This is a genomic window from Halomonas sp. MMSF_3323 (assembly GCF_030733595.1).
GTDB lineage: Bacteria > Pseudomonadota > Gammaproteobacteria > Pseudomonadales > Halomonadaceae > Halomonas > Halomonas litopenaei.
The window spans coordinates 40,105-66,069 of record NZ_JASHIT010000014.1 but is presented as its reverse complement, the minus strand read 5'-3'; the positions used below and the strand labels follow the sequence as shown (position 1 = coordinate 66,069).

The 25,965-nt window shown below is 66.9% G+C and carries 20 protein-coding genes; all 20 read left to right on the top strand.

Going from position 1 to position 25,965, the window contains the following annotated elements; all coding sequences use genetic code 11:
- Positions 1–3 precede the first annotated feature (3 nt).
- Positions 4–699 (top strand): flagellar hook assembly protein FlgD, encoded by a 696-nt coding sequence (gene flgD / locus RBB39_RS09195; RefSeq protein ID WP_045992585.1) that lies wholly within the window; start codon positions 4–6, stop codon positions 697–699.
- 56 nt (positions 700–755) lie between these two features.
- Positions 756–2,012 (top strand): flagellar hook protein FlgE, encoded by a 1,257-nt coding sequence (flgE, locus tag RBB39_RS09190; protein ID WP_108132051.1) that lies wholly within the window; start codon positions 756–758, stop codon positions 2,010–2,012.
- Positions 2,013–2,071: 59 nt separating this feature from the next.
- A complete protein-coding gene (gene flgF, locus RBB39_RS09185; RefSeq protein WP_045992587.1) occupies positions 2,072–2,827 on the top strand; it encodes a flagellar basal-body rod protein FlgF in 756 nt (251 codons plus the stop codon).
- Between the two features lie 73 nt (positions 2,828–2,900).
- Positions 2,901–3,683: a flagellar basal-body rod protein FlgG gene (gene flgG / locus RBB39_RS09180; protein ID WP_045992588.1), complete on the top strand. Its 783-nt coding sequence runs from the start codon at positions 2,901–2,903 to the stop codon at positions 3,681–3,683.
- A gap of 96 nt (positions 3,684–3,779) precedes the next feature.
- A complete protein-coding gene (locus RBB39_RS09175) occupies positions 3,780–4,502 on the top strand; it encodes a flagellar basal body L-ring protein FlgH (RefSeq protein ID WP_124804608.1) in 723 nt (240 codons plus the stop codon).
- A 58-nt stretch (positions 4,503–4,560) separates the two neighbouring features.
- On the top strand, positions 4,561–5,652 hold the full coding sequence (locus tag RBB39_RS09170) for a flagellar basal body P-ring protein FlgI (RefSeq protein ID WP_274601887.1): 1,092 nt from the start codon (positions 4,561–4,563) through the stop codon (positions 5,650–5,652).
- A gap of 158 nt (positions 5,653–5,810) precedes the next feature.
- Entirely contained in the window at positions 5,811–6,911 is a 1,101-nt protein-coding gene (flgJ, locus tag RBB39_RS09165) for a flagellar assembly peptidoglycan hydrolase FlgJ (protein WP_239452540.1), read from the top strand.
- Positions 6,912–7,148: 237 nt separating this feature from the next.
- Positions 7,149–8,792, top strand: a complete 1,644-nt coding sequence (gene flgK / locus RBB39_RS09160) for a flagellar hook-associated protein FlgK (protein ID WP_045994290.1) — start codon at positions 7,149–7,151, stop codon at positions 8,790–8,792.
- 12 nt (positions 8,793–8,804) lie between these two features.
- Positions 8,805–10,037: a flagellar hook-associated protein FlgL gene (flgL, locus tag RBB39_RS09155; RefSeq protein ID WP_045994291.1), complete on the top strand. Its 1,233-nt coding sequence runs from the start codon at positions 8,805–8,807 to the stop codon at positions 10,035–10,037.
- 196 nt (positions 10,038–10,233) lie between these two features.
- Complete coding sequence (locus RBB39_RS09150) at positions 10,234–10,596, top strand: helix-turn-helix transcriptional regulator (RefSeq protein ID WP_045994292.1); 363 nt, start codon at positions 10,234–10,236, stop codon at positions 10,594–10,596.
- A gap of 61 nt (positions 10,597–10,657) precedes the next feature.
- The gene (gene arsC, locus RBB39_RS09145) at positions 10,658–11,083 is read left to right on the top strand and encodes an arsenate reductase (glutaredoxin) (RefSeq protein ID WP_045994293.1); all 426 of its coding nucleotides are present in this window, start codon (positions 10,658–10,660) and stop codon (positions 11,081–11,083) included.
- Positions 11,080–11,808, top strand: a complete 729-nt coding sequence (gene arsH / locus RBB39_RS09140) for an arsenical resistance protein ArsH (protein WP_045994294.1) — start codon at positions 11,080–11,082, stop codon at positions 11,806–11,808. Before arsC ends, arsH begins: the two co-directional genes overlap by 4 nt.
- A gap of 13 nt (positions 11,809–11,821) precedes the next feature.
- Complete coding sequence (locus RBB39_RS09135) at positions 11,822–13,129, top strand: arsenic transporter (protein WP_124804614.1); 1,308 nt, start codon at positions 11,822–11,824, stop codon at positions 13,127–13,129.
- Positions 13,130–13,293: 164 nt separating this feature from the next.
- Complete coding sequence (cysQ, locus tag RBB39_RS09130; protein ID WP_045994296.1) at positions 13,294–14,121, top strand: 3'(2'),5'-bisphosphate nucleotidase CysQ; 828 nt, start codon at positions 13,294–13,296, stop codon at positions 14,119–14,121.
- 438 nt (positions 14,122–14,559) lie between these two features.
- Positions 14,560–15,102, top strand: a complete 543-nt coding sequence (locus RBB39_RS09125; protein ID WP_045994297.1) for a hypothetical protein — start codon at positions 14,560–14,562, stop codon at positions 15,100–15,102.
- Complete coding sequence (gene bcsQ / locus RBB39_RS09120) at positions 15,099–15,875, top strand: cellulose biosynthesis protein BcsQ (protein ID WP_045994298.1); 777 nt, start codon at positions 15,099–15,101, stop codon at positions 15,873–15,875. The genes RBB39_RS09125 and bcsQ overlap by 4 nt, the downstream gene beginning before the upstream one ends.
- Positions 15,876–15,882: 7 nt before the next feature.
- Positions 15,883–20,514, top strand: coding sequence for a UDP-forming cellulose synthase catalytic subunit (gene bcsA, locus RBB39_RS09115; RefSeq protein WP_052704479.1), 4,632 nt, complete (start codon positions 15,883–15,885; stop codon positions 20,512–20,514).
- On the top strand, positions 20,511–24,413 hold the full coding sequence (locus RBB39_RS09110) for a cellulose biosynthesis protein BcsC (RefSeq protein ID WP_045994299.1): 3,903 nt from the start codon (positions 20,511–20,513) through the stop codon (positions 24,411–24,413). The genes bcsA and RBB39_RS09110 overlap by 4 nt, the downstream gene beginning before the upstream one ends.
- A complete protein-coding gene (gene bcsD / locus RBB39_RS09105; protein ID WP_045994300.1) occupies positions 24,406–24,903 on the top strand; it encodes a cellulose biosynthesis protein BcsD in 498 nt (165 codons plus the stop codon). The genes RBB39_RS09110 and bcsD overlap by 8 nt, the downstream gene beginning before the upstream one ends.
- Positions 24,875–25,936 carry a glycosyl hydrolase family 8 gene (locus RBB39_RS09100; protein ID WP_306169039.1) on the top strand — a complete coding sequence of 354 codons (1,062 nt, stop codon included), beginning with the start codon at positions 24,875–24,877 and terminating at the stop codon, positions 25,934–25,936. Before bcsD ends, RBB39_RS09100 begins: the two co-directional genes overlap by 29 nt.
- The last annotated feature ends 29 nt before the right edge of the window (positions 25,937–25,965 follow it).

Here is a 25,965-nt window from a genome sequence, read left to right as displayed (position 1 = left end):
CCCATGGCCAACACCATCGATGCAAGCGTTTACCAATCGGTCAACGCCGCCACCGCTCAGGCCAGCTCCAAGCAGGCGTCCGACGAGCTCGGCGACAACTTCATGACCATGCTGGTGACCCAGCTGCAGAACCAGGATCCGCTCAATCCCATGGACAACAGCGAGATGACCTCGCAGTTGGCCCAGATCAACACGGTTTCCGGCATCGAGTCGCTCAACGAGACCATGTCGTCGATCACCGGCCAGATCAACGCCGGCCAGGCGCTGCAGGCCACCGGGCTGATCGGCAAGGGCGTGCTGGTGCCGGGGGATCGCATCGTCATGGCCCACAACGATGAAGGCGCGCCGGTCTCCACGCCCTTTGGCGTCGAGCTGGAAAGCCCCGCCGCCGAGGTCAAGGTGACCATCACCAACGAGTCCGGCGAGGTCATCAACAGCTACAACCTGGGCCCGGCCTCCGCCGGGACCGAGTCGTTCCAGTGGGACGGCATGACAGGTGAAGGCGTGGCGGCCCCCGAAGGTGCCTATCACGTCAGCATCGAGGCCACCGGTGTCGAGGGCGAGGAGCTTGCGGTGACCGCGCTCAACTACGCCCAGGTCGGCGGGGTGTCCCCGGCGGATGACAGCGGCCAGGTGCAACTCGATCTGGGTGCCGTCTACGGGCAGGTGGCGCTGAGCGATATCCGCCAGATTCTGTAGCGAACGCAGGATGACCGTCGGGTCATCGACGCAGGGAAACGTATAAGGAGAGTGACATGGGTTTTTCACAAGCGCTGAGTGGTCTGAACGCCGCCGCCGACAGCCTGGACGTGCTGGGCAACAATATCGCCAACTCCCAGACCGTGGGCTACAAGAGCGGTAGTGCGCAGTTCGCCGACGTCTTCGCCAACTCCCAGATCGGCCTGGGTACCAAGGTCTCCACCGTGCTGCAGGACTTCAGCGGCGGCAACCTGGAGTCCACCAACCGACCGCTGGACCTGGGCATCAGCGGCGACGGCTTCTTCCGCATGGAGCAGAACGGCCAGGTGGTGTACAGCCGCAACGGCCAGCTGACCATGACCCCGGACGGCTACCTGCAGAACGCCCAGGGCGCGCGCATCATGGGTTACGGCGTCAACGCCGCCGGTGCGGTCCAGGTGGGCGGCCAGCCAGAGGTGCTGCAGATCGAGGCCGACGAGATGCCGGCCAGCGCCACCACCGAGGTGTCCACCACCTTCAACCTAGACTCGCGCAAGGTTGTCGGCGAAGACCTCAACAGCGTCACCCTGGCGGGCTCCGACGGCTCCGCCAGCGTCCCGGTCGACTACCACTACTCCAACAACTTCACCGCCTACGACTCGCTGGGTAACCCGCGCAATGTCACCGTCTACTACCAGAAGACGGACGCGAAGACATGGACCGGCACCATGGCAATGGATGGCAAGGTGTTGATGGACGAGACCGCGACACCTGTCGCAGCGCAGACCCTCTCCATGGAGTTTGACACCAATGGTCAACTGGTCACCCCTGCTGATGGCAAGTTTCCGGTCACCTTTGCCTCGGCCGACTACTTCAATGGCGCTGCCAATGACATGACGCTGGACTTCGATATCTCCGGCTCCACCCAGTTCGGCAATAACGCCAGCACCACCGCACTCAACCAGAACGGCTACACCTCCGGCGCCCTGGTCGGCATCAGCATCGACAGTGACGGCACCGTAGTGCGCAGCTACTCCAACGAGCAGACCCGCCCGGCCGGCCAGATCGCCCTGGCCAGCTTCCGCAACCCCGAGGGCCTGTCACCCGCCGGTGACAACACCTGGGCCGCCACCGACGCCTCCGGCCAGGAGCTGGTCGGTGCCCCGGGTACCGGCCTGCTGGGCGGCATCCAGTCCGGCGCCATCGAGACCTCCAACGTCGACATGGCCAAGGAGTTGGTCAGCATGATCGTCACCCAGCGCGCCTACCAGGCCAATTCGCAGACCATCAAGACCCAGGACGAAGTGCTGCAGACCGCCATCAACCTGCGCTGATGACCACGCCGGCCGCTGCCTCGGGCGGCGGCCTCTCACACCTTCCAGGGGAGTCGTAGATGGATCGCATGCTCTATACCGCCATGAGCGGCGCACGCCAGACCATGGAGCAGCAGTCGGTGGTCAGCCACAACCTGGCCAACGCCTCGACCACGGGCTTTCGCGCCCAGCTTCACGCCATGCGCGCGGTGCCGGTCGAGGGCGAGGCGCGTCTCGACACCCGGGTGTCCACCGCCGCCTCGACCCCGGGAGCGGACTTTTCCCCCGGAGCCATCACCCGTACCGGTCGCACCCTGGACGTGGCCATCGACGGTGACGGCTTCTTCGCGGTGGAAAGCGACGACGGCAGCGAGGCCTATACCCGTCGCGGCGACCTGCAGGTGGACGGCAACGGCCTGCTGACCTCGGTTGGGCGCCCGGTGATCGGCGAGGGCGGACCGATCCAGGTGCCGCTGGAGGCCGAGCTGTTCCTCGGCGCCGACGGCACCATCAGCGCCATCGGCATGGGCCAGGACCCCGACGCCCTGGCCGAGATCGGCCGGCTCAAGCTGGTCGAGCCGCAGCCCGGCGAGCTGACCCGTGGCGGCGACGGTCTGTTTCGCTCCATCGGAGAGAATGGCGAGCCTGCCGCCCTGGCGGCCTCCGACCAGGTACGGGTGGTCAGCGGGGCGCTGGAGGGCAGCAACGTCAATCCGGTGGAGTCCATGGTGGCGATGATCGATGTGGCGCGGCGCTACGAGCTGCAGACCAAGATGATCAGCACCGCCGACGAGAACGCCCAGAAGGCCAACAGCCTGCTGTCGTTGAACGGCTGACCCCTTCAACCGACGGCCAGGGCCGAATTATTGAGCGGTCAGGGGAGCCTCCTGACCGAGGGAGAGAAGAACGATGATCAAGTCGCTGTGGACGGCCAAGACCGGACTCGAATCCCAGCAGGTCCAGCTGGACGTGATTTCCAACAACCTGGCCAACGTCTCGACCAACGGCTTCAAACAGTCCCGGGCGGTGTTCGAGGACCTTCTGTACCAGAACATGCGCCAGCCCGGCGCCCAGAACAACGTCCAGGACCGCCTGCCCTCGGGCATGCAGATCGGTTCCGGCGTGCGTCCGGTGGCCACCGAGCGCCTGCACACCCAGGGTGGGCTCGAGGCCACCGAGAACTCGCGTGATCTGGCGATCAACGGCAAGGGCTTCTTCCAGGTGCTGATGCCCGACGGTACCACCGCCTTCACCCGTGACGGCAGCTTCCAGCTCGACGAGAACGGCCAGATGGTCACCGCCAACGGCTACCCGCTGGAGCCGGCCATCATCATCCCCGACAACGCCCTGTCGGTGGACATCGGCGAGGACGGCGTGGTCTCGGTGACCCAGCCCGGTACCAGCGAGTCCGACGAGGTGGGCCAGATCACCATTTCCACCTTCGTCAACGCCACCGGCCTTCAGTCCATCGGCGGCAACCTGTACCTCGAGACCAGCTCGTCCGGGCCGCGCAACGAACTGATGCCGGGCATGAACGGTGCCGGCCGACTGCTGCAGGGCTATGTGGAGACCTCCAACGTCAACGTGGTGGAGGAGATGGTCAGCATGATCCAGACCCAGCGCGCCTACGAGATCAACTCCAAGGCGGTGCAGACCAGTGATGAGATGCTGGCACGCCTGGCACAACTCTAGGGCTTGTCTGAAAAGTGCCTGCGCTCATCGACCCTTTTCGGATAGCGCCTAGTCACGACTCTGATAATAAATTCTGCGGTGGCACTGGAGACGGCCATGCACCCTGACACGACCTCATCATCTGGCGCGCCACACGGTGGGGCTCATGCTGTTCTGCGCCTGGCGACGCTGACGCTGGCCCTGGTGCTGCTGACGCTTGCCGGCTGCGCCCAGATTCCCCACGCCTCGGTGGTGGGCGAGCAGGAGCAGATCGAGATCCCCGATCGGCCGCTGCCGGTGGCCAATGGTTCGATCTTCCAGAAGGCCCGGGGCTACCAGCCGCTGTTCGAGGATCGTCGTCCGCGCAGCGTCGGCGACATCCTGACCATCGTGCTGGACGAAGAGGTCAGCGCCAGCAAGAACTCCCGCTCCAACGCCGACCGTGACGGCGGCTCCAGCCTGACCTTCTCCCAGGTGCCGGAAGGCCTGGAGGAACTGATGGACTACGGCTTCGAGATCGACGGCGATACAGATTTCGAGGGCGGCGGTGGCTCCGAGGCCAATAACTCCTTTACCGGCACCATTACCGTCTCGGTGATCGAGGTGATGAACAACGGCAACCTCAGGGTGCGCGGCGAGAAGCAGATCGCGATCAACCAGGGCACCGAGTTCATCCGCTTCGGCGGGGTGGTCAATCCGCGTTTCATCACCACCCAGAACACCGTGCCGTCCACGGCGGTGGCCGATGCGCGCATCGAGTACGTGGGCAACGGCTACATCAACGAGGCGCAGCACATGGGCTGGATGCAGCGGTTCTTCCTGAACGTTTCCCCCTTCTAGGCCGAGCATGATGAGAAACCCTGTCTCCCGTCGCCCCACCCTGACCCTCGGCAGCCTGATGCTGGTGTTGCTGATCGCGCTGTCGGCCTTCTCCCACCTGGCTCGCGCCGAGAAGGTCCGCGACCTGGCCAGCTTCGCCGGGGTGCGCGACAACCAGCTGGTGGGCTACGGCCTGGTGGTGGGCCTGGACGGCTCCGGTGACCAGACCATGCAGGCGCCGTTCACCGGCCAGAGCCTCAACAACATGCTGTCCCAGCTCGGCATCACCGTGCCGCCGGGCACCAACATGCAGTTGCGCAACGTGGCGGCGGTGATGGTCACCGCGGACCTTCCTCCGTTCGCCCAGCCCGGCCAGCGCCTCGACGTGGTGGTGTCTTCCATCGGTAATGCCCGCAGCCTGCGCGGCGGTACCCTGTTGATGACGCCATTGAAGGGCGCCGATGGCGACGTCTACGCCCTGGCCCAGGGCAACCTGTTGATCAACGGCGCCGGCGCCGAGTCCGCCGGCTCCAGCGTGCAGATCAGCCACCAGGCGGCCGGGCGCATCGCCGGTGGCGCCATGGTCGAGCAGACGGTGCCGCTGGCGCTGGGCAGCCGTGACGGCGTGCTGGAACTGCAGCTCAACCAGGCCGACTTCGGTACCGCCGAGCGCGTGGTCCGTGCGATCAACGACACCTTCGACTACCCGGTGGCCTCGGCCAGAAACGGCGGGGTCATCGCCCTGAACGGGCCGACCAACGCCAACTCCCGGGTCAACTTCATGGCCCGTGTCGAGAACGTCGACGTCACCCCGATGCCGGCCCGGGCCAAGGTGGTGCTGAATTCGCGCACCGGCTCCATCGTGCTCAACGGCAGCGTGACGCTAAAGCGCGCCGCCGTGGCTCACGGCAACCTGTCCATCGTCATCGACACCGCCTTCGGCGTCAGCCAGCCGGCGCCCTTCAGCCGTGGCGGCGAGACCACGGTGGTACCGGACTCCGATATCACCATCGACGAGGGTCAGGGCACCCTGCAGGTGGTCGAAGGCGCCAATCTGCTCGACGTGGTGGACGCCCTCAACGCCCTCGGCGCGACCCCCAACGACCTGATGTCGATCCTCGAGGCGCTCAAGGCCGCGGGATCGCTCAGAGCCGAGCTGGAGATCATCTGATGGCTATCTCTGATCTTTCATCTGGGCCCATGACAGGGCTGGCTTCGGGGCCCACAACAGGGCTGGCTTCGGGGCCCACAACAGGCCTCTCGGGTTCTGCCCTGTCCGGCGCCAGCCGGGCCACCGGCAGCGTCGGCCAGGCCGGCTTCGCGCTGGACATGCAGGGGCTGGCGCGACTCAAGACCAGCGCCCGCCAGCAGGACCCGGCGGCGGCGGCGGAGGCGGCGCGCCAGTTCGAGGCGATGTTCATCAACATGATGATGAAGAGCATGCGCGACGCCGTGCCGTCTTCTGGCCTGACCGACTCGAAGCAGACCCAGTTCTACCAGACGCTGCTCGACCAGCAGTGGTCCCAGACCATGGCCAGCCGCGGCATCGGCCTGGCCGACCAGCTCATGGCCCAGCTACGTGGCCCCGAGGCCAGCCAGGCCAAGGATGTCGAGGCATTGATCGCGGGGATTCCCCGTGGCACGCCGCGTCCGCTGTCCAACGCCCTGAGAGCGGACGCGCCGGCAGACAGCGAGGTCGAGGCGCCGACCAACTTCCTCGACGAGCTGGGCGCCGTCAGCCAGGGCATGACCACCGCCCAGGCCGAAGAGCGCATCAGCGGACGCGAGGCCCGCGACACCCCGGCCCACGTCCAGGCCTTCCTCGACAAGCTGGCCGCCCCGGCCCAGGCCGCCAGCCGCGCCTCCGGCGTGCCGGCGGAATTGATCCTGGCCCAGGCGGCGCTGGAGACCGGCTGGGGCCGCCACGAGATCGCCACCGCCGACGGCAACAACAGTCACAACCTGTTCGGCATCAAGGCCGGCAGCAGTTGGGACGGCCCCACCACCCGTATTACCACCCATGAGGTGGAAGACGGCCAACGCCAGCGTATTCGCGATGACTTCCGGGTCTACGGCTCCTTCGAGGAAGCCTTCACCGACTACGCCAGGCTGATCAGCAACAACGCCCGCTACGCCGAGGTCACCACCGCGCCGGACGCCGAGGCCGCGGCCCACGCGCTGCAGCGGGGCGGCTACGCCACCGACCCGGCCTACGCCGCCAAGCTGATCGCGGTGATGCACACCTTCGGCCCGATCGATGACGGCGCAGGCGCCACCCGCGTGGCGGCCGGCGAGGCTCGACCCGCGAATGTCGGCGCATCGCCTACCGGTGCCGCCGAGAAGGTGGATGCGGGTGCCACCGCGGGTGAGCGTGGCAGCGACTGGCTGGCCAGGGCGGATATAAGCGCCAACCCCACCCAGGTCTTCTAGGGCTTGTCTGAAAAGTGCCTGCGCTCGGTAATACGGCGTTAAAAATCGGATCAAAATGCTCATTTACACCCCGTAAACTGCGCTTTCTCACCGATTTTTGCCTTGTCTAACCTTCGCTCGTCGACTTTTCGGACAGCGCCTAGTCGCTCGGAAAATTAATGGTTTTTGCGGCACCGAGGCTCTCAAGCCAGCGGCCATTCGGCCGATAAACAGGCTATCGGCGAAAGGAATTCCACCATGAGCATGTTCTCCATCGGCTTGAGCGGCCTGAATGCCGCCCAGAACGCCCTGACCACCACCAGCAACAACATCAGCAACGTCTATACACCGGGCTACAACCGCGAGATCACGGTGCTGGGCGAGGGCAGCGGCGGGACCCAGGGCGTCCAGGTCAACGACATCGAGCGTCAGTTCAACCAGTACGTGGCCGACCAGCTCAATGGTGCGGTGAGCTCTAGCTCGGCGCTGGACGCCTACCAGACCCAGATCAACCAGATCGACAGCCTGCTGGCCGATCAGGACGCCGGTCTGGCACCGCTGATGCAGAACTTCTTCTCGTCGCTGGAAGACCTGGCCTCGGCCCCCTCGGACCCTGCCGCCCGCCAGGGCGTGCTGGGCGCGGCGGACACCCTGAGCGCCCAGTTCCGCGCCTTCGACAGCTACCTGCAGGATATGCAGGACGGCATCAACAGCCAGATCCGTGACGAGATCACCCAGATCAACAACCAGAGCGAGCAGTTGGCCTCGCTCAACCGCGAGATTTCCCTGGCCAAGGCCAAGACCGGCGAGGCCCCCAATGCGCTGCTCAACCAGCGTGACCAGCTGGTCACCGAGATGAGCGAGCGTATCGGGGTGGAGCTGACGGTGCAGGACGGTTCTTCCTATCGGGTCAGCCTGCCCGGCGGACAGCCGCTGGTGGCCGGCACCGAGTCCTACCAGTTGAAGGCGGTGGCCTCGGCCAATGATCCCCAGCGGGTGGTGGTGGGCTACCAGGACCCCGGCGGCGGCCTGCAGCGACTCGACGAGGACAGCCTCCAGGGCGGCTCGCTCGGTGGGCTGATCCAGTTCCGTTCCGAGACCCTGGATCGCACCCAGAACCAGATCGGCCAGCTGGCGGTGTCCATGGCGGTCGCCTTCAATACCCAGCACGCCGAGGGCTACGATCTGGATGGCAAGAGCGGTGGCGACATGTTCGACATCGGCAAACCGCGGGTCTTTGCCAACGACGCCAACAGCGGCGGCGCCACGGTCACCGCGAGCTTCAACATCGACAAGATCGAAGACCTCGAGGCGGCCGACTACGAGGTCAAGGTCAGCGACGCTTCGGCCTCGCCGCCGACCTTCGAGGTCACCCGCAAGGACACCGGCGAGGCGGTGGACGCGAGCTTCGACGCCACCGAGAACACCCTGACCTTTGGCGGCGTGACGCTCGGCATCGATGACCCCAGCGCCCTGGCCGACGGCGATCGCTTCGAGGTGCAGCCGGTGCGCCGCGCCGCGGGTGGCTTCGACACCGCCATCAGTGATCCCGACAAGATCGCCGCCGCCGGGGAAACCGGCGCCAGCGGCGACAACGAGAACGCCCTGGCCCTGCAGGGGCTGCAGGACAAGATGAGCGTGGGCGGCAGCGCCACCCTGAGCCAGGCCTACGCCTCGCTGGTCGGAGACGTGGGTAACCGTACCAACGTGGTGCAGGTCAATCTGGCGGCCCAGCAGGGGCTGACCGAGCAGTTGAGCGCGGTGAAGCTGTCCGAGTCCGGGGTCAACCTGGACGAGGAAGCGGCCAACCTGATCCGCTATCAGCAGTACTACCAGGCCAACGCCAAGGTCATCGACACCGCCACCTCGGTGGTCGACACCATCCTCGGACTGCGCGGCTAAGGAGAGCAGAGCATGCGTATCAGCACCGTCACCATGTACGACCAGAGCGTCAGCTCGCTCAACCGTCAGCAGTCCGAGTTTCTTCACCTGAGTCAGCAGCTCGCCAGCGGCAAGCGGGTGGTCAATCCCTCCGATGACCCCCAGGCGGCGTCCCGGGCGGTGGCGGTCAGCCAGGCCCAGGCGGTGACCCAGCAGTACACCGACGCCCGGGTCAGCGCGCGCAACGCCCTGTCCCAGGAAGAAAGCGTGCTCAACAGCGCAAGCGACGCCCTGGCCAGCGCCAAGGCGCTGGTGATCCAGGCCTCCAACGACACCTTGAGCGATGCCGACCGGCAGTCCATCGCCAGTGAACTGCGCGGCGTCTACGAGACGCTGATCGGTCAGGCCAACGCCACCGACGGCAACGGTCGCTACCTGTTCGGTGGCTACGCCGATGGCGCCGAGCCCTTCACCGACAGCGGCAACGGCATCGAGTACGTGGGCGGTGACAAGGTGCGCGAGCAGCAGGTGGACGCCTCGCGACTTATGTCGGTGGGGGATACCGGCGCCGACATCTTCACCAGCGTGCCCAGCGGCGCGGGCTACGTGGCCGAGCAGGGTGACAACAGCGGCAGTGTGACCTTTGCCGGCCCCGATGTGGTCGACAACAGCGACGCCGGCTACGGCAAGCGTTACCAGGTGGAGTTCGGTGGTACCGACGACGCTCCCACCTACAGCGTCAAGGTCGAACAAGACGATGGCTCCTGGGTCAGCGCCGGAGCGGCCCTGGAAGATCAGCCCTACGACCCTGAAGGCACCAGCGTCGAGGTGGGTGGCCTGCGCCTGGAGCTTGAAGGCGCGCCTGCGACCGGCGACAGCGTGACCTTCGGCCCCGCCGACACCATGAACACCAACGTCTTCACCACCTTCGAGAAGGTGCTGGCGGTGCTGGAAGCCCCCGCCGACACCCCCGCAAAGCAGGCGACGCTGCATAACACCCTGAACGGCGCCATGCGCGAGCTGGACGCCAGTCTCGACAACGTGTTGACCAAGCGGGCCTCGGTCGGCGCGCGGCTCAACGAGCTCGACGTCATCGACTCGGTGAGCGGCAACCGCGAGCTCAACTACGCCCAGACCATGTCGGATCTGGTCGATCTGGACTACAACCAGGCAATCTCCGAGTACAGCATGCGTCAGGTGGGCATGCAGGCCGCCCAGCAGGCCTTTATCGGCATCCGCGACCTGTCGCTGTTCAACTATATGTAGGGTCGATGTAGCGCTGGTATAGCGCGCAGGTAGCACGACTCGACCGTCGTCGTGTGACAGCCCCCTCAACCAAAAAGCGGCGCGTCCTTGCTGGACGTCGCCGCTTTGTCGTTCTTGGCCAGGGTGACGGCAAGCGAGATGCCCTGGATCAAGAAGTACTTGACCCGCACATCAATATGTCCATAATTCCGGACATATGGACAAAGACGATCTGCAACCGACCCTCGACACCTTCGCTGCGCTGTCTCAGCCCACCCGGCTCGCTGCCTTTCGCCTGCTGGTGCGCCACGAGCCCGAAGGCCTGCCTGCCGGCGAGCTGGCCCGCCGCCTGGAGGTGCCCCACAACACCCTGTCGGCCCACCTTGGCGTGCTCAGCCGGGCGGGGCTGGTCAGCCAGCGCCGGGAAAGCCGCTCCATCGTCTATCGGGCGGACCTGGCGCACATGGTGGCCACCCTCGACTTTCTGGTGCGCGACTGCTGCGCCAGCCGGCCGGAGGTGTGCAACCCCCTGGCCGACCTGCTGGGCCCCGCCACCGGTGACGACACCAGGACCCGCTGAGCCACGGTAACCTCGATAGTGACGACAGCCTCGATAGCCAAGAGCGCCTCCCGGAGACCCCATGACGCTGATCTACCACAACCCGGCCTGCGGCACCTCGCGCAACGTGCTGGCCATGCTCGAGGCCTCCGGCGAATCGCCCGAGGTCATCGAATACCTGAAGACGCCGCCCAGCCGTGAGCGCCTGGTCGAGCTGATCGAGGCCATGGGCATCACGCCCAGGGCACTGCTGCGCCAGAAGGGCACGCCCTACGATGAGCTGGGCCTCGGCGATGACAGCCTCGACGACGAGGCCTTGATCGACGCCATGATGGCCCACCCGATCCTGATCAACCGACCCATCGTGGTGACCGCCAGGGGCGCGGCGCTGTGCCGTCCCTCCGAGCGGGTACTGGAGCTGGTCGAGGCGCCGCTGTCGGCCATCGAGGGCGACAGCTTTACCAAGGAAAATGGCGAAACCGTCACGCTGGAGGCAAACCGCACATGACCCCCGATACCCTGCTCAAGGACTTGCCCAACATCGACCCGGAGCTGTGGCGGCCCATCGCCGTGGACGAGCTGGCCCCGCCCAGCGCACCACGCCATGCACCCCGCATCCTGGTGCTGTACGGCTCGCTGCGCGAGCGCTCCTACTCGCGGCTCTTGGCCGAGGAGGCCGGGCGTTTGCTCGCGGCCTTCGGTGCCGAGGTGCGTACCTTCTCGCCCCAGGGGCTGCCGCTGCCCGATGGCGCCGAGGCCGACCACCCCAAGGTCGCCGAGCTGCGCGATCTGGCGAGCTGGGCCGAGGGCATGCTGTGGGTCAGCCCCGAGCGCCACGGTGCGATGACGGCGGTGATGAAGGCCCAGATCGATTGGATCCCGCTGTCGCTCGGTGGGGTACGCCCGACCCAGGGCAAGACCCTGGCGCTGATGCAGGTGTGTGGCGGCAGCCAGAGCTTCAACACGGTGAACCAGATGCGCCAGCTGGGGCGCTGGATGCGCATGCTGACCATCCCCAATCAATCGTCGGTACCCAAGGCCTTCAACGAGTTCAACGAGGCGGGCCGGATGCGCTTGTCCCCGCTGTATCTGCGCGTGGTCGACGTGTGCGAGGAGCTGATGAAGTTCACCTGGCTCAACCGTGGCCGTGACGGTTACCTGACCCAGCGCTACTCCGAGCGGGTCGAAAGCGCCGAGCAGGTGTCTTCGCGGGTCAATCAGGACAGTCTCTGACAGGGAGTTTTCCATGCTGGCATTCGCCATCTTCGTCGTGACCCTGGTGCTGGTGATCTGGCAGCCAAAGGGCCTAGGTATCGGTACCAGCGCCCTGGGGGGCGCTGCGGTGGCCCTGGCCGTCGGGGTGGTGCAATTGCCCGATGTGCTGGTGGTGTGGGACATCGTGTGGGACGCGACCTTCACCTTCGTCGCCCTGATCCTGATCTCCTTGATCCTCGACGAGGCCGGGTTCTTCTCCTGGGCGGCGCTGCATGTGGCGCGCTGGGGCGGTGGCAACGGACGCCGCCTGTTTCCGCTGATCGTGCTGCTGGGGGCGGTGATCGCGGCCTTCTTCGCCAATGACGGGGCTGCGCTGCTGCTGACCCCCATCGTCATGGCGATCCTGCTGCGCCTGAAGTTCTCGCCCCAGTCGTCGCTGGCCTTCATCATCGCCACCGGCTTCGTCGCCGACTCCACCAGCCTGCCGCTGATCATCTCCAACCTGGTCAATATCGTCAGCGCGAACTTCTTCGATATTTCGTTCAACCACTACGCCATGGTGATGGTGCCGGTGGATCTGGTCTCGCTGGGGGCGACCCTGCTGGTGCTGACCTGGATGTTCCGCAGCGATATACCCGAGCAGTACGACGTCGAACGCCTAGAGGCGCCAAGCCACGCCATCCGCGACCCGCTGGTGTTCCGCGCCGCCTTCCCGGTGCTGGCGACGCTGCTGGTGGCGTTCTTCGTCACCGCGCCGCTGGGCGTGCCGGTGGCGCTGGTGACCGGCAGCGCGGCGCTGGTGCTGGTCGCCCTGGCCGGCCGCTGGCACCAGGCCGGGGGCAGCACGGTGATCTCGCTGTCGCGGGTGTTCAAGGGCGCGCCCTGGCAGATCGTGCTGTTCTCGGTAGGCATGTACCTGGTGGTCTACGGGCTCGGCAACGCCTGGCTGACCGAAGACGCCAGCGCCCTGCTGACCTGGCTGGGCCAGCAGGGCACCCTGGTGGCGACGCTGGGTACCGGTGTGGCCTCGGCGCTGCTGGCCTCTATCATGAACAACATGCCCTCCACCCTGGTGGGGGCACTCGCCATCGACCAGGCCCAGGTCGGCGACCTGACCCGGGAGCTGATGATCTACGCCAACGTCATCGGCAACGACCTGGGGCCCAAGTTCACCCCCATCGGTAGCCTGGCCACCCTGCTGTGGTTGCACGTGCTGGCGGAAAAGGGCACCCACATCAGCTGGGGCCAGTACATGAAGGTCGGGCTCAAGCTGACCCCGCCGGTACTGCTGGCCGCGCTGCTGGCGCTATGGTTGTGGCTGCCGCTGGTATCGTCCTGAGGGTGCGGCGTCGGACCCGTGCCGATCCGCTTGCAGCCCTGCGCTCGATACGCCACTCACGCTAAGCTTGGCACCATCGATTTCCGGGAAGACCTGGCCTTCCCGGTACTGTGTATCGGCCCGTCGTGTCGACTCCGATCGGGCCTTATATCAAGGAGTCTTGCGTGCCCGTTTCTCTGAGCAGTGAACACAAGGATGCCCTGGTCGCCGGCGTGGAAGAGGCCGGTCGACTGGTGCTCGAGATCTATCAGCGCGACTTCGAGGTCGAGCACAAGGACGACGATAGCCCATTGACCGAGGCCGATCTGGCCGCCCACCACGCCCTGGTGGCGCTGCTGGGACGACTGACGCCGGAGGTGCCGGTGCTGTCCGAGGAATCCGGGGAGATCGCCACCGAGACACGTCTCGGCTGGTCGTGCTATTGGCTGGTGGACCCGCTGGATGGCACTAAGGAGTTCGTCAATCGCAACGGTGAATTCACCCTCAATGTGGCGCTGATCGAGCATGGCGTCCCGGTGCTCGGGGTGGTCCATGCGCCGGTGCTGGGGGTGACCTGGTTCGGTGAACAGGACAATGGCGCCTGGCGATCCGAGGGCGAGTCGCGCCAGCCGATCCATGCGCGTGAACTGCCGGACCCTGCCGAGGCCCCCTGGGTGGTGGTGGGCAGCCGCCGCCACGGTGCCGAGGCCTTCGAGGCTTTCTGTGCACGCTTGCCGGCCACCGAGTGCACCTCGATGGGTAGCTCGCTGAAGCTGTGCCTGGTGGCGGAGGGCAAGGCCGATCTGTACCCGCGCCTGGCGCCGACCTGCGAGTGGGACACCGCCGCCGCCCAGGCGGTGGTCACCGCCGCCGGTGGACTGGTGCTGGACGCAGAGACCCTTGAGCCGCTGCGCTGCAATCGTGGTGAGTCGCTGCTCAATCCGTTCTTTGTCGTGTGTGGCCAGCGCGACGCGCGCTGGGAGCAGGCATTGGTTGCCGCCCTGGCACAGTAGCGCTTGAATTCTAGAAATTTATGCCGATCCGTGCTGTGGCTCGGATCGGCTTTTTTTGCCATATCGAGCGTTTTCTTTCTGCGGTTTCAGGTGTCCTGAGGGCTGCGGCCCTTGGCGGTGCGCTATCCCTGGCTGTCCTGGCCCCATAGGTTTCTCACTCATTTTTCTGAGTTTTTGCTTGCTGGATGCGCGGCCGTTGGTCCGCCTGAAGGCTGGCTCTGGCGTGGCTGGACTTGGGAAGTGACGAGGAATCAGGCAATTGTCGCAAGGCGCGTTGAGAGATCGCTTGCTGCGGTAGCGGCACAAAAGTGGTAGTAATATGCCTCTTTGGTCGACATGTGCTTCTTTGGTTGAAGCATCTTTCCCGCATTCTCTCTTGCCGGTGCCGTGACGGACCAGGCATGGGAGATGCGTGCCTTGGCCCGTTGGAGACGGAAGATGAGTGCCTCGGACGATATCCAGGATTTCCTGCGCAAGACCGGTTCCGATACCGCAGGCTACCAGGCGTTTGGTCGCACCAATGAGGAGTCGGGACAGCCACGCTGGGGGCTGCTTGGCCAGCTCTCGGGCCACGACGTCGATCCTGGTGACAGGCCGTCACGCGCCGAGCCAGGTGCTCGCCCAGAGCCCTTGCAAACGGCAGCCGAGGTGGCCCCTGCGCGCAAGGGGAAGGCCTGGGCGACGCTGGAAAAGCTTCCCGCAGCCCCGGCCCCCGAGCCTGCCTCTGGTCCTGCCGCCCGGCCCGCCCCCTCGGCCGTCGCTGAGCGCAGCGAACCTCCCGCTGGGCGGCGGGTCGAGCACCAGGCGCCTGCCACCAACGCCTTGAGCGTGGGCGAGGCCTCGCCTCCGGGGGAGGCTCGTGTGCCGCCTGCCGGGCGCTTTGGCCATCTGTTTCGCAGTGCCTCGGACAAGGCGTCGTCCGAGGCCGCTATCGGCAAGGAAACGCCGCTGAAACCTCTGCTCAAACGAATCTCTCAATGAATCTGGTTTCCCTGTCGTCGCCCAAGGGCGGCGTCGGCAAGACAACGCTGACCGCCAATCTGGCTCACGCCCTCAAGCGCCTCGGGCACCGGGTGGTGGTCATCGACTTCGACGTGCAGAACGCTCTGCGACTGCACTTCGGGCTGGGATTCGGCGAGGGGCGAGGTTTTGTCGCCCAGGCCGTGGAGATCGATGACTGGCGACGCCTGCTGGTGCCCAGTGCCAGCGGTATCGAGCTGTTGCCCTATGGTGAGGTCAGCGACGCCCAGCGCCTGGCGTTCGAGTCCTGGCTCAGCGCGCACCCCGAAGCGGTGGCCCAGCGTCTGGGGCCTCTGCTGAACGAGCCACGCTGTGTGGTGCTGGCGGATCTACCGCCTGGGCCGTCGCCGAGCCTAACCGCCATGGGCGCTGCTGATGCCATCCAGGTGGCGGTGCTGCTGGCCGACAGTGCCTCGCTGTCGGTGTTGCCGCGCATCGAAGGCGGCGACTTCATGGGGCCTGGTGTCAGGCCCTACTACATCATCAATCAGGTGGATCGACGCCGCAGGCTTTCCAGCGACGTGGCCGACTTCCTGCAGGATCGCCTGGGCAGTCCGTTGCTCGGAAACGTGCATCGTGACGAGGCGATTCCCGAGGCGCTGGCCTGTGAGCAGTCGATCTTCGACTACGCGCCAGCCTCGGCGGCGGCCCACGATATCGACACCCTGGCCCGCAGCGTCAGTCGTCTGCTCCCCTCACTCCAGTCCCATGGGGTGGTCGCCCCGGCGCTATAGGATGCCCATGAACGTCTCTTCCTCTGCGTCACTGGGCGCGCGTCTGCTGGCGCTGATCCTGGGGGCGCCCCTGGCTGCTCTGCTTGTCACCACGCCGTTGACCCTGGAGCGCCAGCTGGTGTTCGCCGGTGTTGGCATGCTGGCGTTGCTGGTGCTGGCTCGCCTTCGTGGTGGCTGGGTACGCCAGGCGATGATGCTGCTGTCGGTGCTGGTCTCTACCCGCTACCTGTATTGGCGTCTGAGCGAAACGCTGGTGTTCGATACCCAGGTCGAGGCGGTATTCGGCTACGGTCTGCTGGCCGCCGAGTGTTACGCCTGGGTGATCCTGGTGCTGGGGTACTTCCAGATCGCCTGGCCGCTGGAGCGCACGATCCGGCCGATGCCGCCGGATGCGACGCGCTGGCCGACGGTGGACATCTATATCCCCACCTATAACGAGAGTCTCGAGGTGGTGCGGGACACGGTGCTGGCCGCCCAGAACATCGATTACCCGGCGGATCGCATGCGTATCTATGTGCTGGACGATGGCAAGCGACCCGAGTTCGGCGCCTTCGCCGCGGCGGTGGGGGTCGGCTACATCACCCGGGAAGACAACAGCCACGCCAAGGCGGGCAACCTCAATCACGCCATGGGGCTGACAGACGGCGAGCTGATCTGCGTATTCGACTGCGACCATGTGGCGACCCGGGCCTTTCTGCAGGCCACGGTGGGGGAGTTTGTCGCCGACGAGCGGTTGGCACTGCTGCAGACGCCTCACCACTTCTATTCCCCGGATCCGTTCGAGCGCAACCTCGTCGCCGGGGCGGACATCCCCAACGAAGGGGAGCTGTTCTATGGGCCGGTGCAGAAGGGCAACGACTACTGGAATGCGGCCTTCTTCTGCGGTTCCTGTGCACTGATGCGGCGTAGCGCGCTGGAAGAGATCGGCGGCTTCGCGGTGGAAACCGTGACCGAGGATGCCCATACCGCCCTCAAGCTGCAGCGGCGTGGCTGGAACACGGCCTTCCTGGGGGTGCGCCTGGCCGCTGGCCTGGCCACCGAGCGACTGTCTCTGCACATCGGCCAGCGGGCCCGCTGGGCCAGGGGCATGACCCAGATCTTCCGGCTGGACAATCCGTTGTGGGGACGTGGCCTGCGCCTGCCGCAGCGGCTTTGCTACCTCAACGCCATGCTGCATTTCCAGTTCGCCATGCCTCGCCTGGTGTTCCTGACCGCACCCCTGGCCTACCTGTTGTTTGATCTGCACGTCATTGCCTCGTCGCCGCAGATGATTGCCGTCTACGCTTTGCCGCATCTGTTTCACGCGATCTACACCAACTCGCGGCTGGTGGGGCGCTTCCGCTACTCCTTCTGGGGCGAGATCTACGAAAGCGTGCTGGCCTTTCACTTGCTCAAGCCGACCCTGGTGACTCTGCTCAGCCCGCGTCGGGGCAAGTTCAATGTCACCGAGAAGGGTGGACTGCTGGAGGAGGGCTACTTCGACGGTGAGGCGGTGCGTCCCCATCTGTTCGTGCTTGGCCTGTTGGTGGCGGCGGTGGTGTGGGGGCTGGTGCGGGTCTTCTGGAATGATCTGTTCGATGTCCAGACCAGCGTCATGCTGTTCAACGTGATGTGGGCCTCCGTCAGCATTCTGGTGCTGCTGGCGGCCATTGCGGTGGCACGGGAAACGCGCCAGCTGCGGCGCTCAGTGCGGGTCGAGGCGCGTCTTCCGGTGGTGTTGCACCTGGCCAGTGGCCATGCGGTGCAGAGCTGGACCGCCAACCTGTCCATGGGGGGCGCCCTGGTGGAGGGCAAGCGCTCAGCCCTGGGCAGCGAGGTGGAGTGCCTGGAGATCACCTTCAATCGACGGGGGCTGATGTTCCCCGTGTGTTCGGTCAATGCTTCCGGTACCGATGACTCACTGCGCTTTCGTTTTGATGAGTTGCCGCTGCGCCAGCGCAGAGAACTGGTGCGGGTGGTCATGGGGCGTGCCGATGCCTGGATTCCCGAGGCACCGCATCCCCAGGACCGGCCATTGGCGTCACTGTGGCATGTGGTGCGCTCGGTGGTGGGACTGTTCTTCCACCAGTGGCAGCAGAAGGGGCTGCACTTCCGTAGCCCGGTGCGGGGGCTGACCCAGGGGCGCTTTAGCCGAGGTTGGCTGGCGCCGGTGATGCTGGTGGCCACCATCGTGCTCGGGGTATTGATGGTCTCGCACCGGGTCTGGGCCCAGGTCCCGGCGCCGACGATCGGCGTGACGCACGAGGCCGGCGGTTTTGGTGACGTGCCGGGTGACACCTCGGTACCGGGCGAGACGTTGCCTCCGCTGCGTTTCGGCGAGGACGGCCGGCTGGATCTGGACAGCGTCAGCCAGCCGTTGCAACCGACCCGGCGCGAGCTGTCGATCCCGTTGCTGGCCTCCGATCAGACCTTGCGCCTGACCCCGAACACCCGGCTTTCGGGCACTGCGTTCTCGCTGCGCGATGATGAGGTGGCGGTGGCTGCGTCGCTGTCGCTGTCGTTGTCACACAGTGACCTGCCGGCCGACAGCCAACTCGGGGTGCTGCTCAACGGCGAGACGCTTCAGACCATCGACCTTGACCAGTTCAACGCCGGCGGCATGACCCAGCGCCTGGATATCCCTTCGGCGCTGATCCTGCCCTTCAATCGCCTGGAGTTTCGCCTGCTGGGGCAGGCGACCCAGCAGTGCCACGGTGATGACCAGGCCGTTGGCAGGGTGGAGATCGCCCCCGAATCCAGGCTGGCCTTGACCCTGCAGCGGCTGCCGACCCCCGACGAGCTGGCCCGCCTGCCGAGGCCCTTCATCGATGCCGCGACGGCGGATGTCAGTCGGGTGGCGATGGTGATGGCCAGCGATGCGTCTGAGGCCCAGTTGCGCGGGGCGGCCATCATTGCCTCGCACTTCGGACGCTACGCCGAGGCCGGGCAGCTACAGGTCGATGCACTTTACGATCGCCTGCCGCTGGACAACGCCGTGGTGATCGGGCGCTCGGGGCAACGTCTGGCGGGCTTGACCCTGCCGCAGGTCGAGGGGCCGACCCTGTTGATGCGTCCCAATCCGCGCAACCCGCTGTTCAAGCTGCTGCTGGTGGTGGGCAACAGTGACGTCGAGGTGGCCCGGGCCGCCCGCGGTCTGGCGCTGTCGGGACTCGGGGAGAGTCTCGATAGCGCAGCGCCGGCGACGCTGAACGGCGAACGGCTGCGCCTTGATGACGAACGACTGAGCCCGCCAGCCCCTCGCGAGCCCTATGACGCGCCGCGCTGGGTCGATGTCGAAACCCCGGCCAGCCTGGCCTCGTTGGGCGAACCCGAGGGCTTCGTGGCACGCGGGCTGTCCGCCCGGGAGCACGCCCTGAGCCTGAGGGTGCCGCCGGATCTGTTCCTGTGGCCCGGTCAGAACTATCGGCTGAGGGTCGACTATCGTTTTCCCGACGAGCCCTGGCTCGATCCCATCGCCTCGAGCCTCGATGTCAGCCTCAACGGCGAATATCTCGCGGCCTTGCCGGTGGAGTCGGGCAAGGCGCTGGAGCGTCTGTGGCAACGTCTGGTCGGCGCCGGCCGGGAGCAGAGTGCCGAGGTCCTGCTGCCCAGGGACCTGCTCTACGGCAACAATCGCCTGCAGTTCTACTTTCACCTGGCGGTGGCAGACGGGGTCGACTGCGCGCCCGGGCTGGGTGAGGACGCCATCAGTCGAATCCTGCCCACCACCACGCTGGACCTGCGGCGGGCAGAGCACTTCAGCGTCATGCCGTCGCTGTCGTCCTTCGTCAGCGCGGGGTTTCCGTTCTCGCGTCAGGCGGATCTTGGCGCCAGCGTGGCGCTGGTGCCCGAGGCCCCCGACGAGAGCGAGCTGTCGGCGCTGTTGACCAGCGTGGGCCGTATCGCCGGCGCTACTGGCTATCCCGCCCTTGGCATCGAGGTGCGTCGAGGGCTTTCCCTCACCGGCGATTTGACCGACAAGGATCTGCTGGTGGTCGCCGACCTCGACAGTCTGGCGCAGACGTCGCTGTTCGACGCCGGCGTTTACCGGGCCGACGAAGGGCGTCTGGCGGTGGCCGAGGTGCCCTGGATGGAGCGCTGGCGCTACTGGCTGTTGGGTGACTGGCGGCCGCTGTGGCGAGAGGTGGCCCAGGCGCTGCAGGACAGCGAGGTGTCCCAGGGGCTGGTCAGCCTGCCGTCACCCTTGAACCGTTCGCGCTTCTTGGTCGCGGCGGTCGCCGACGACACCGAGGCGCTGCCGTCGCTGGTGGCGCGACTGGGCGACGATGAGGTAAGCCGCTCGGTGTATGGCGATCTGGCGCTGATTCCTGTCGAGGGCAGTGCCGAGAGCTTTCGCGCAGGGCCGCGTCAGGGCGTCGGTGAGATGCCCTGGCACATGAGGTTGCGCTGGATGCTGGGCCAGAACCTGGTGGCCATGGCGGTTCTGCTGCTGGTGGTGGTGACACTGCTGGGGCTGGTCTGCCACCGGGGACTGGCTCGCCGTGCTGCACGGCGCCTGCAGGGGGGCCAGGCCGACGCTCCTGAAGCCCAGGCCGACGCTCCTGAAGCCCAGGCCGACGCTCCTGGAGGCCGCGTCGACACCCCGGTGGCCGACGGCAAGGGACAGAGTGACAACACCAGGGGAGCGCCACGCCGATGAAACGCTTGCGTTTGTTCAAGGTTCGCCGCGCCGGTGCGGCAGGACTGCTGTCGTGCTCCCTGCTGTCATTGACGCTGTCTTCTGTTCCGGTGCTGGCGCAGGACCAGAGTCCGGCCCAGGCCCAGGGGACCGATCAGGCCCTGGCGCCGCTGTTCGAGCAGGCTCGCTTCTGGCGGGATCGGCAGCGCGCCGATCTGGCCGAGCAGTCCCTCGAGCGGGTGCTCGATGCTGACCCGGGCAACCGGCGTGCCCTCTACCTGCTCGCGGAATATGCGCTGACCGATGGCGATATGGAAAAGGCCAGCCGCTGGCAGGCGCGGTTGGCCGAGGTGGCCCCGGAGGATGACCGGGTCGAGGCGCTGGCGCAGGAACAGAAACTGCGGCGTGCCGACGGCCAGCGGCTGGCCGAGGCCCGCTCCCAGGCGGCGGCGGGCGACTACGCCGAAGCCATGGCCAGCTATCGGGCGGTGCTCGAGGACGACGCGGTTCCGCCGAGGCTGGCGCCGGAGGTCTACCTGACCCTGGCCGGTACCGACAATGGCTGGAGCGAGGCTCGCGACCGCCTGGCGGCGATGGCGCGTGAACATCCCGACGAGCCGGCGCTGGCCACCGCGCTGGGCCAGGTGCTGAGCTATCGTGAAGCCACGCGTCGCCAGGGTATCGAGCGCCTGGCCGAGCGCGCTGCGACCGGCGATGCGGCCGCCGATCGCGCCTGGCGTCAGGCGCTGGAGTGGCTCGAGGCGACCCCCGCAGACGAACATCTGTATGCCGCCTATCAGCAGGCGCACCCTGAGGATAGCCAGATCGCCGAGCTGTTCGCCGACAAGATGACCCTGCCGCCGGAACGTGAGGCGGCCCAGGCCAGGGCTCAGGGGTACGACAGCCTGGAGCAGCAGCGGCTGGACCAGGCCGAGGCGCAGTTCCAGCAGGTGCTCGAGCAGACCCCGGACGACGCCGACGCCCAGGGCGGACTGGGGCTGACCCTGCTGCGCCAGCAACGTTTCGCCGAGGCGCGAGACGTGCTGCAGCAGGCGATCCGGCTGGCACCCGAGCGACGCGACCAATGGCAGGCCGCCTACGAAAGTGCGGCCTTCTATGCTCGACTGGAGGAGGCGCGGGCCCAGGCCAGGGCGGGACGACTGGATCGTGCGCTCGAACTGGTGACGCCGCTGACCCGCGGTGGTGGCGACGGGGCGCGGGCGGCGACCTTGCTGCAGGCCGATCTGTTCAAGCGTCAGGGACGTCTCGATCAGGCCGAACAACGTTACCTCAGCCTGGGCAATGACACCTCGGCAAAGCTCGGTCTGGTCGACGTCTATCGACGCCAGCAGCGCTGGTCCGAGGCCGAGGCGCTGGCCGCCAGTCTGCCGGCCAGCGCTCGTGCCCAGCTTGGCGACCTGGGCGCCGCCCGGGCCCAGGCGCTGCGGCAGCAGGCCGCCGGTCAGAGCGCCAGCGAGGCGGAAGCGACCCTTCGCGAAGCGTTGGCGCTGGCACCCGCGGATCCCTGGGTGCGCCTGGATCTGGCTCGGTTGCTGGACCGCCAGGGGCGCGTCGAAGAGGCTGGCCACCTGGTTCGCCCGCTCAACCTGAGCGAGGCCAGCGCGCCCCAGCTTCAGGCCGCGGCGCTGTATGCCAGTGAACAGGGCGACTGGGACCAGACCCGACGCTATCTGGCGGCGATCCCGCTGGCACTGCGCGACGAGGACATCCAGCGACTGGCCGATCAGGCCGAGGCTCAGTCGGCGTTGGCGGCCGCCGAAGCGGCCTGGGACCGGGGGGATCGCGCCTCGGCGCTGGAGCGTCTCGATGAGGTACTGACCAGCACCAGCGATCCGGGAGTCCGCGCCCAGGTGGCCCAGCGCTATCAGCAGATGGGCCTGACCAGCCGGGCCCTCGAGCTGGTCGAGGCCGATACCGCTGGCGAGCTGGACGCGCCGGTGGAAGCCTACACCGGCTACGTGGCAGTGCTGGCGAGCGCCGGCCGCGACCGCCAGGCCAAGGCGCTGGTGCAGCGACTCGAGGCGCGCGACGACTTTGGCCTGGCGGCGCGTGCGGCGCTGGACGAAGCGATGATCGGCGCCCGGGTCGCCCAGGCGGACCGGCTGCGCCAGCAGGGCCAGCTGGCCAGCGCCTATGATGTGCTGGCCAGCGCCCTGCGCGAGCGCCCCGAGGATCAGGCGCTGCTGTTGGCGATGGCGCGGCTGTATCAGGACGGGGGGCGCCAGCGTCAGGCGGGGCAGCTCTACGACTACACGCTGAGCCGTTTTCCCGAGAGCGATGACGCCCGCCTGGGGGCCGCCGACGCGGCCCTGGCCCAGGGCGATAGCGTGCGAGCGTCGCGGCTTTTGGTGGCGCCGCCGGCCAACGCTCAGGATCGACCTCGCTGGCTGCTGTCGCGGGCGGGGCTGGCCCGGGCCCAGGGACAGGACCGCCAGGCCCTGGCGCTATTGCGTGAGGCGCGCAGCGAGCTGCGCGCCGATCCGCAGCAGTCGCTGGCGCTGGCCACGACCACCGGCGACAACCCCTTCGAGAACGCCAGGGGTGGCGCTGGTGGAGGACGGCCGGCCTGGCTGCCTGGCGGCTCGTTGTCCGCGGGCGCTGGCTCAGTGACGGGATCAGGGGCTGGGGCCTCGGCCGATGAGGCAGCTCCCCAGGCTTCGCCGCTGATCGACGAGGTCGAGCGGATGATGGCCGAGGTGCGCCGCGCGGTGTCGCCCAAGGCACAGGGCGGGCTTGCCCTGGTGGTGCGCAGTGGCGAGGAAGGCCTGAGTCAGTTCGATCGGGTGGAAACGCCCACCACCTTCACCTCCGGCGATTTTTCATCGGTCTTTGGTCGCTCCCGCGCCGAGCTGACGCTGACCCCGGCCTACGGTTCCGCCGGTACGCCCTCCGGCGACGCCGAGCGTCGCTTCGGCCGCATGGCGATCGTCGAGGCCATCGGTGAGCTGGCAAGCGATGACGATGTCAGCGCCGCGGTCACCGGCGACTACCTGTCCCGGCTGGGGCAGTTGGGGGGCGACGGCCTGGACGTGTCGGCGGATTCCCAGAGCGACGCCGGGGTGGGTCTGTCGCTGGGCTTTCGCAGCGATCTGCTGGACGTGGACGTCGGCACCACTCCGCTGGGCTTCGACCAGTCCCAGCTGGTCGGGGGCCTGCGCCTGCACCCGAAGGTAGGCGATTCCGGGGAGTTCACCCTGACCGCGGAACGCCGCGCGGTGAAGGATAGCCTGTTGTCCTACGCCGGCACCCGTGATCCGGTCAGCGGCGAGCATTGGGGCGGCGTGGTCAAGACCGGGGGAGCGCTGGGTTACAGCTTCGACAATGGCGACAGTGGTGCCTACGTCAGCTTGGGCGGCTATCGCTACACCGGTGACAACGTGGCCGACAACGACTCGCTGGAGGCGGGCATGGGGGCTTACCTGCGGCCGATCAACGAGCGTGACCGCGAGCTCAAGGCCGGGGTGCACGTCAACTACCTCGACTTCGATCGCAACCTGAGTCGCTACTCGTTCGGGCATGGGGGCTACTTCAGCCCGCAGGACCATATCAGCGTGGCCTTCCCGTTCAGCTTCAGCGAGCAGCGTGGGCGTTGGTCCTACTCCGCCAGGGTGTCGCCGGGCTTCCAGAGCTACTCCGAGGCGGCGGAGGACTTCTTCCCCACCGACGGCGAATCCCAGGCGTTGCTCGATGACCTGGCCGATGCCGACGCGGCGGTGGAGTCGCGCTACAGCGCCTCCAGCGAAAGCGGCTTTGGCCTGACCCTGGGAGGCGATGCCTCCTACCAGCTGACCAATGACATGAAGGTGGGCGGACGCCTGGGCTACGACACCTTCGGCGACTACGACGAGACCTCGGCATGGCTGTACCTGGACTACACCCTTGGGGGAGCAGATGAGTGACCTTGACGCGGCCCGGCGCCGTTCGCTTGCGTACTTCGACAGCACCCACTGTGCGTCACAGTGGAACGATGTGCTGCGCTTCCTGCTGGAAGAGCTGTATGTCTCCGGCGGCGAGCAGGATGCAGGCGCTTTTCTGCGCCATATCGGGGCCAGAATGGCCAGTGAACTGACGCTGCCCGACCAGCAGACCCTGGAGGGGCTCGAGCGCACCCTCAACGAGCTTTGGCGTGCGCGCGATTGGGGCTGGGTGTCATTGACCGCCGGGGAAACTCGGCTGACCATCGAGCATGGTGCCTACCCCGTTGCCGGTCACAGCGAGGCCGAGCGAGCCCGCGGCGCCCGTGCCGCCAGTGCGCTACTGGCCGGGGCCTATGGTGTATGGCTGGAACGCCAGGGGGGCGATAGCACGGTGCCCCTTCGGGTGGTGACGGCAGAGGCGGGAAAACCTCTGGAGTTCGTCTATGCAAGGGAAGAAGTTGCCGGCCACTGATGCCGGCCTGTGTTGGCGCCGATTGACGGCGATGTTGCTGGTCGCCGTGGCCTCCTTGACCTTTGCCCTCGCGGCGCCGGCCGACGAGAGCTGGGAGCGTTACAAGAGCCGCTTCATGAGCGCCGACGGTCGCATTCTCGACAGCGGCAACGGCGACGTTAGCCACTCGGAGGGGCAGGGCTTCGGCATGCTGCTGGCGGAGGCCCAGGGCGATCGCGAGGCCTTCGATCGGCTGTGGCAGTGGACCCGACTGCATCTGGCGCGGACCGATGTGGCGCTGTTTTCCTGGCGCTACGACCCCACCAACGTGCCACCGGTGGCGGACCCCAACAATGCCAGTGATGGCGACATCCTGATCGCCTGGGCGCTGCAGCGCGCCGCCAGTCGTTGGCAGGAACCCCGCTACGCCCAGGCGGCCGCCATGATCCGCGAGGCCATCGCCGAGTATCTGGTGGTGCAGCGCGGCGGCTACCGGGTGCTGCTGCCGGGGGTGCAGGGGTTTCGTGGCGAGGATTACGTCGACCTCAACCTGTCCTACTGGGTGATGCCGGCGTTGCTCGAGTTTGCGCAGGCGGAGCCGGATGCGGGCTGGGAAACGCTGGTGGAAGACGGCTTGAGCTTGCTCGAGCAAGGCCGCTTCGGTCGCTATCGATTGCCCACCGACTGGCTGCGGCTTGACGCCGACGGCAGCCTGACTCCGGCGCCGGGCTGGCCGCCCCGCTTCGGCTTTGATGCGGTGCGTATCCCGCTCTACCTGGCCTGGGCAGACCAGCTCGATCGTCCGGGTGTCTCGCCGATCCTGGCCTTGTGGAACGATCCCGCTCGCCAGCCACCGCCGGCCTGGATCGACGTCTACAGCGAGGCCCGAGCGGAGTACGCCGCCTCCCGCGGGGTGCTGGCGATTCGCGTGCTGGCCGGTCGCGACCGCCGGGCGATGCCTGCGGGCCTGGCCCCCGGCGACGACTACTATTCGGCCTCGCTGCTGCTGCTGGCGCGACTGGCCCAGCGCGAGTCCGCCCCTGCTCTGGACTAGTCTGAATACTCGGGCCTACGCCTTGTGCG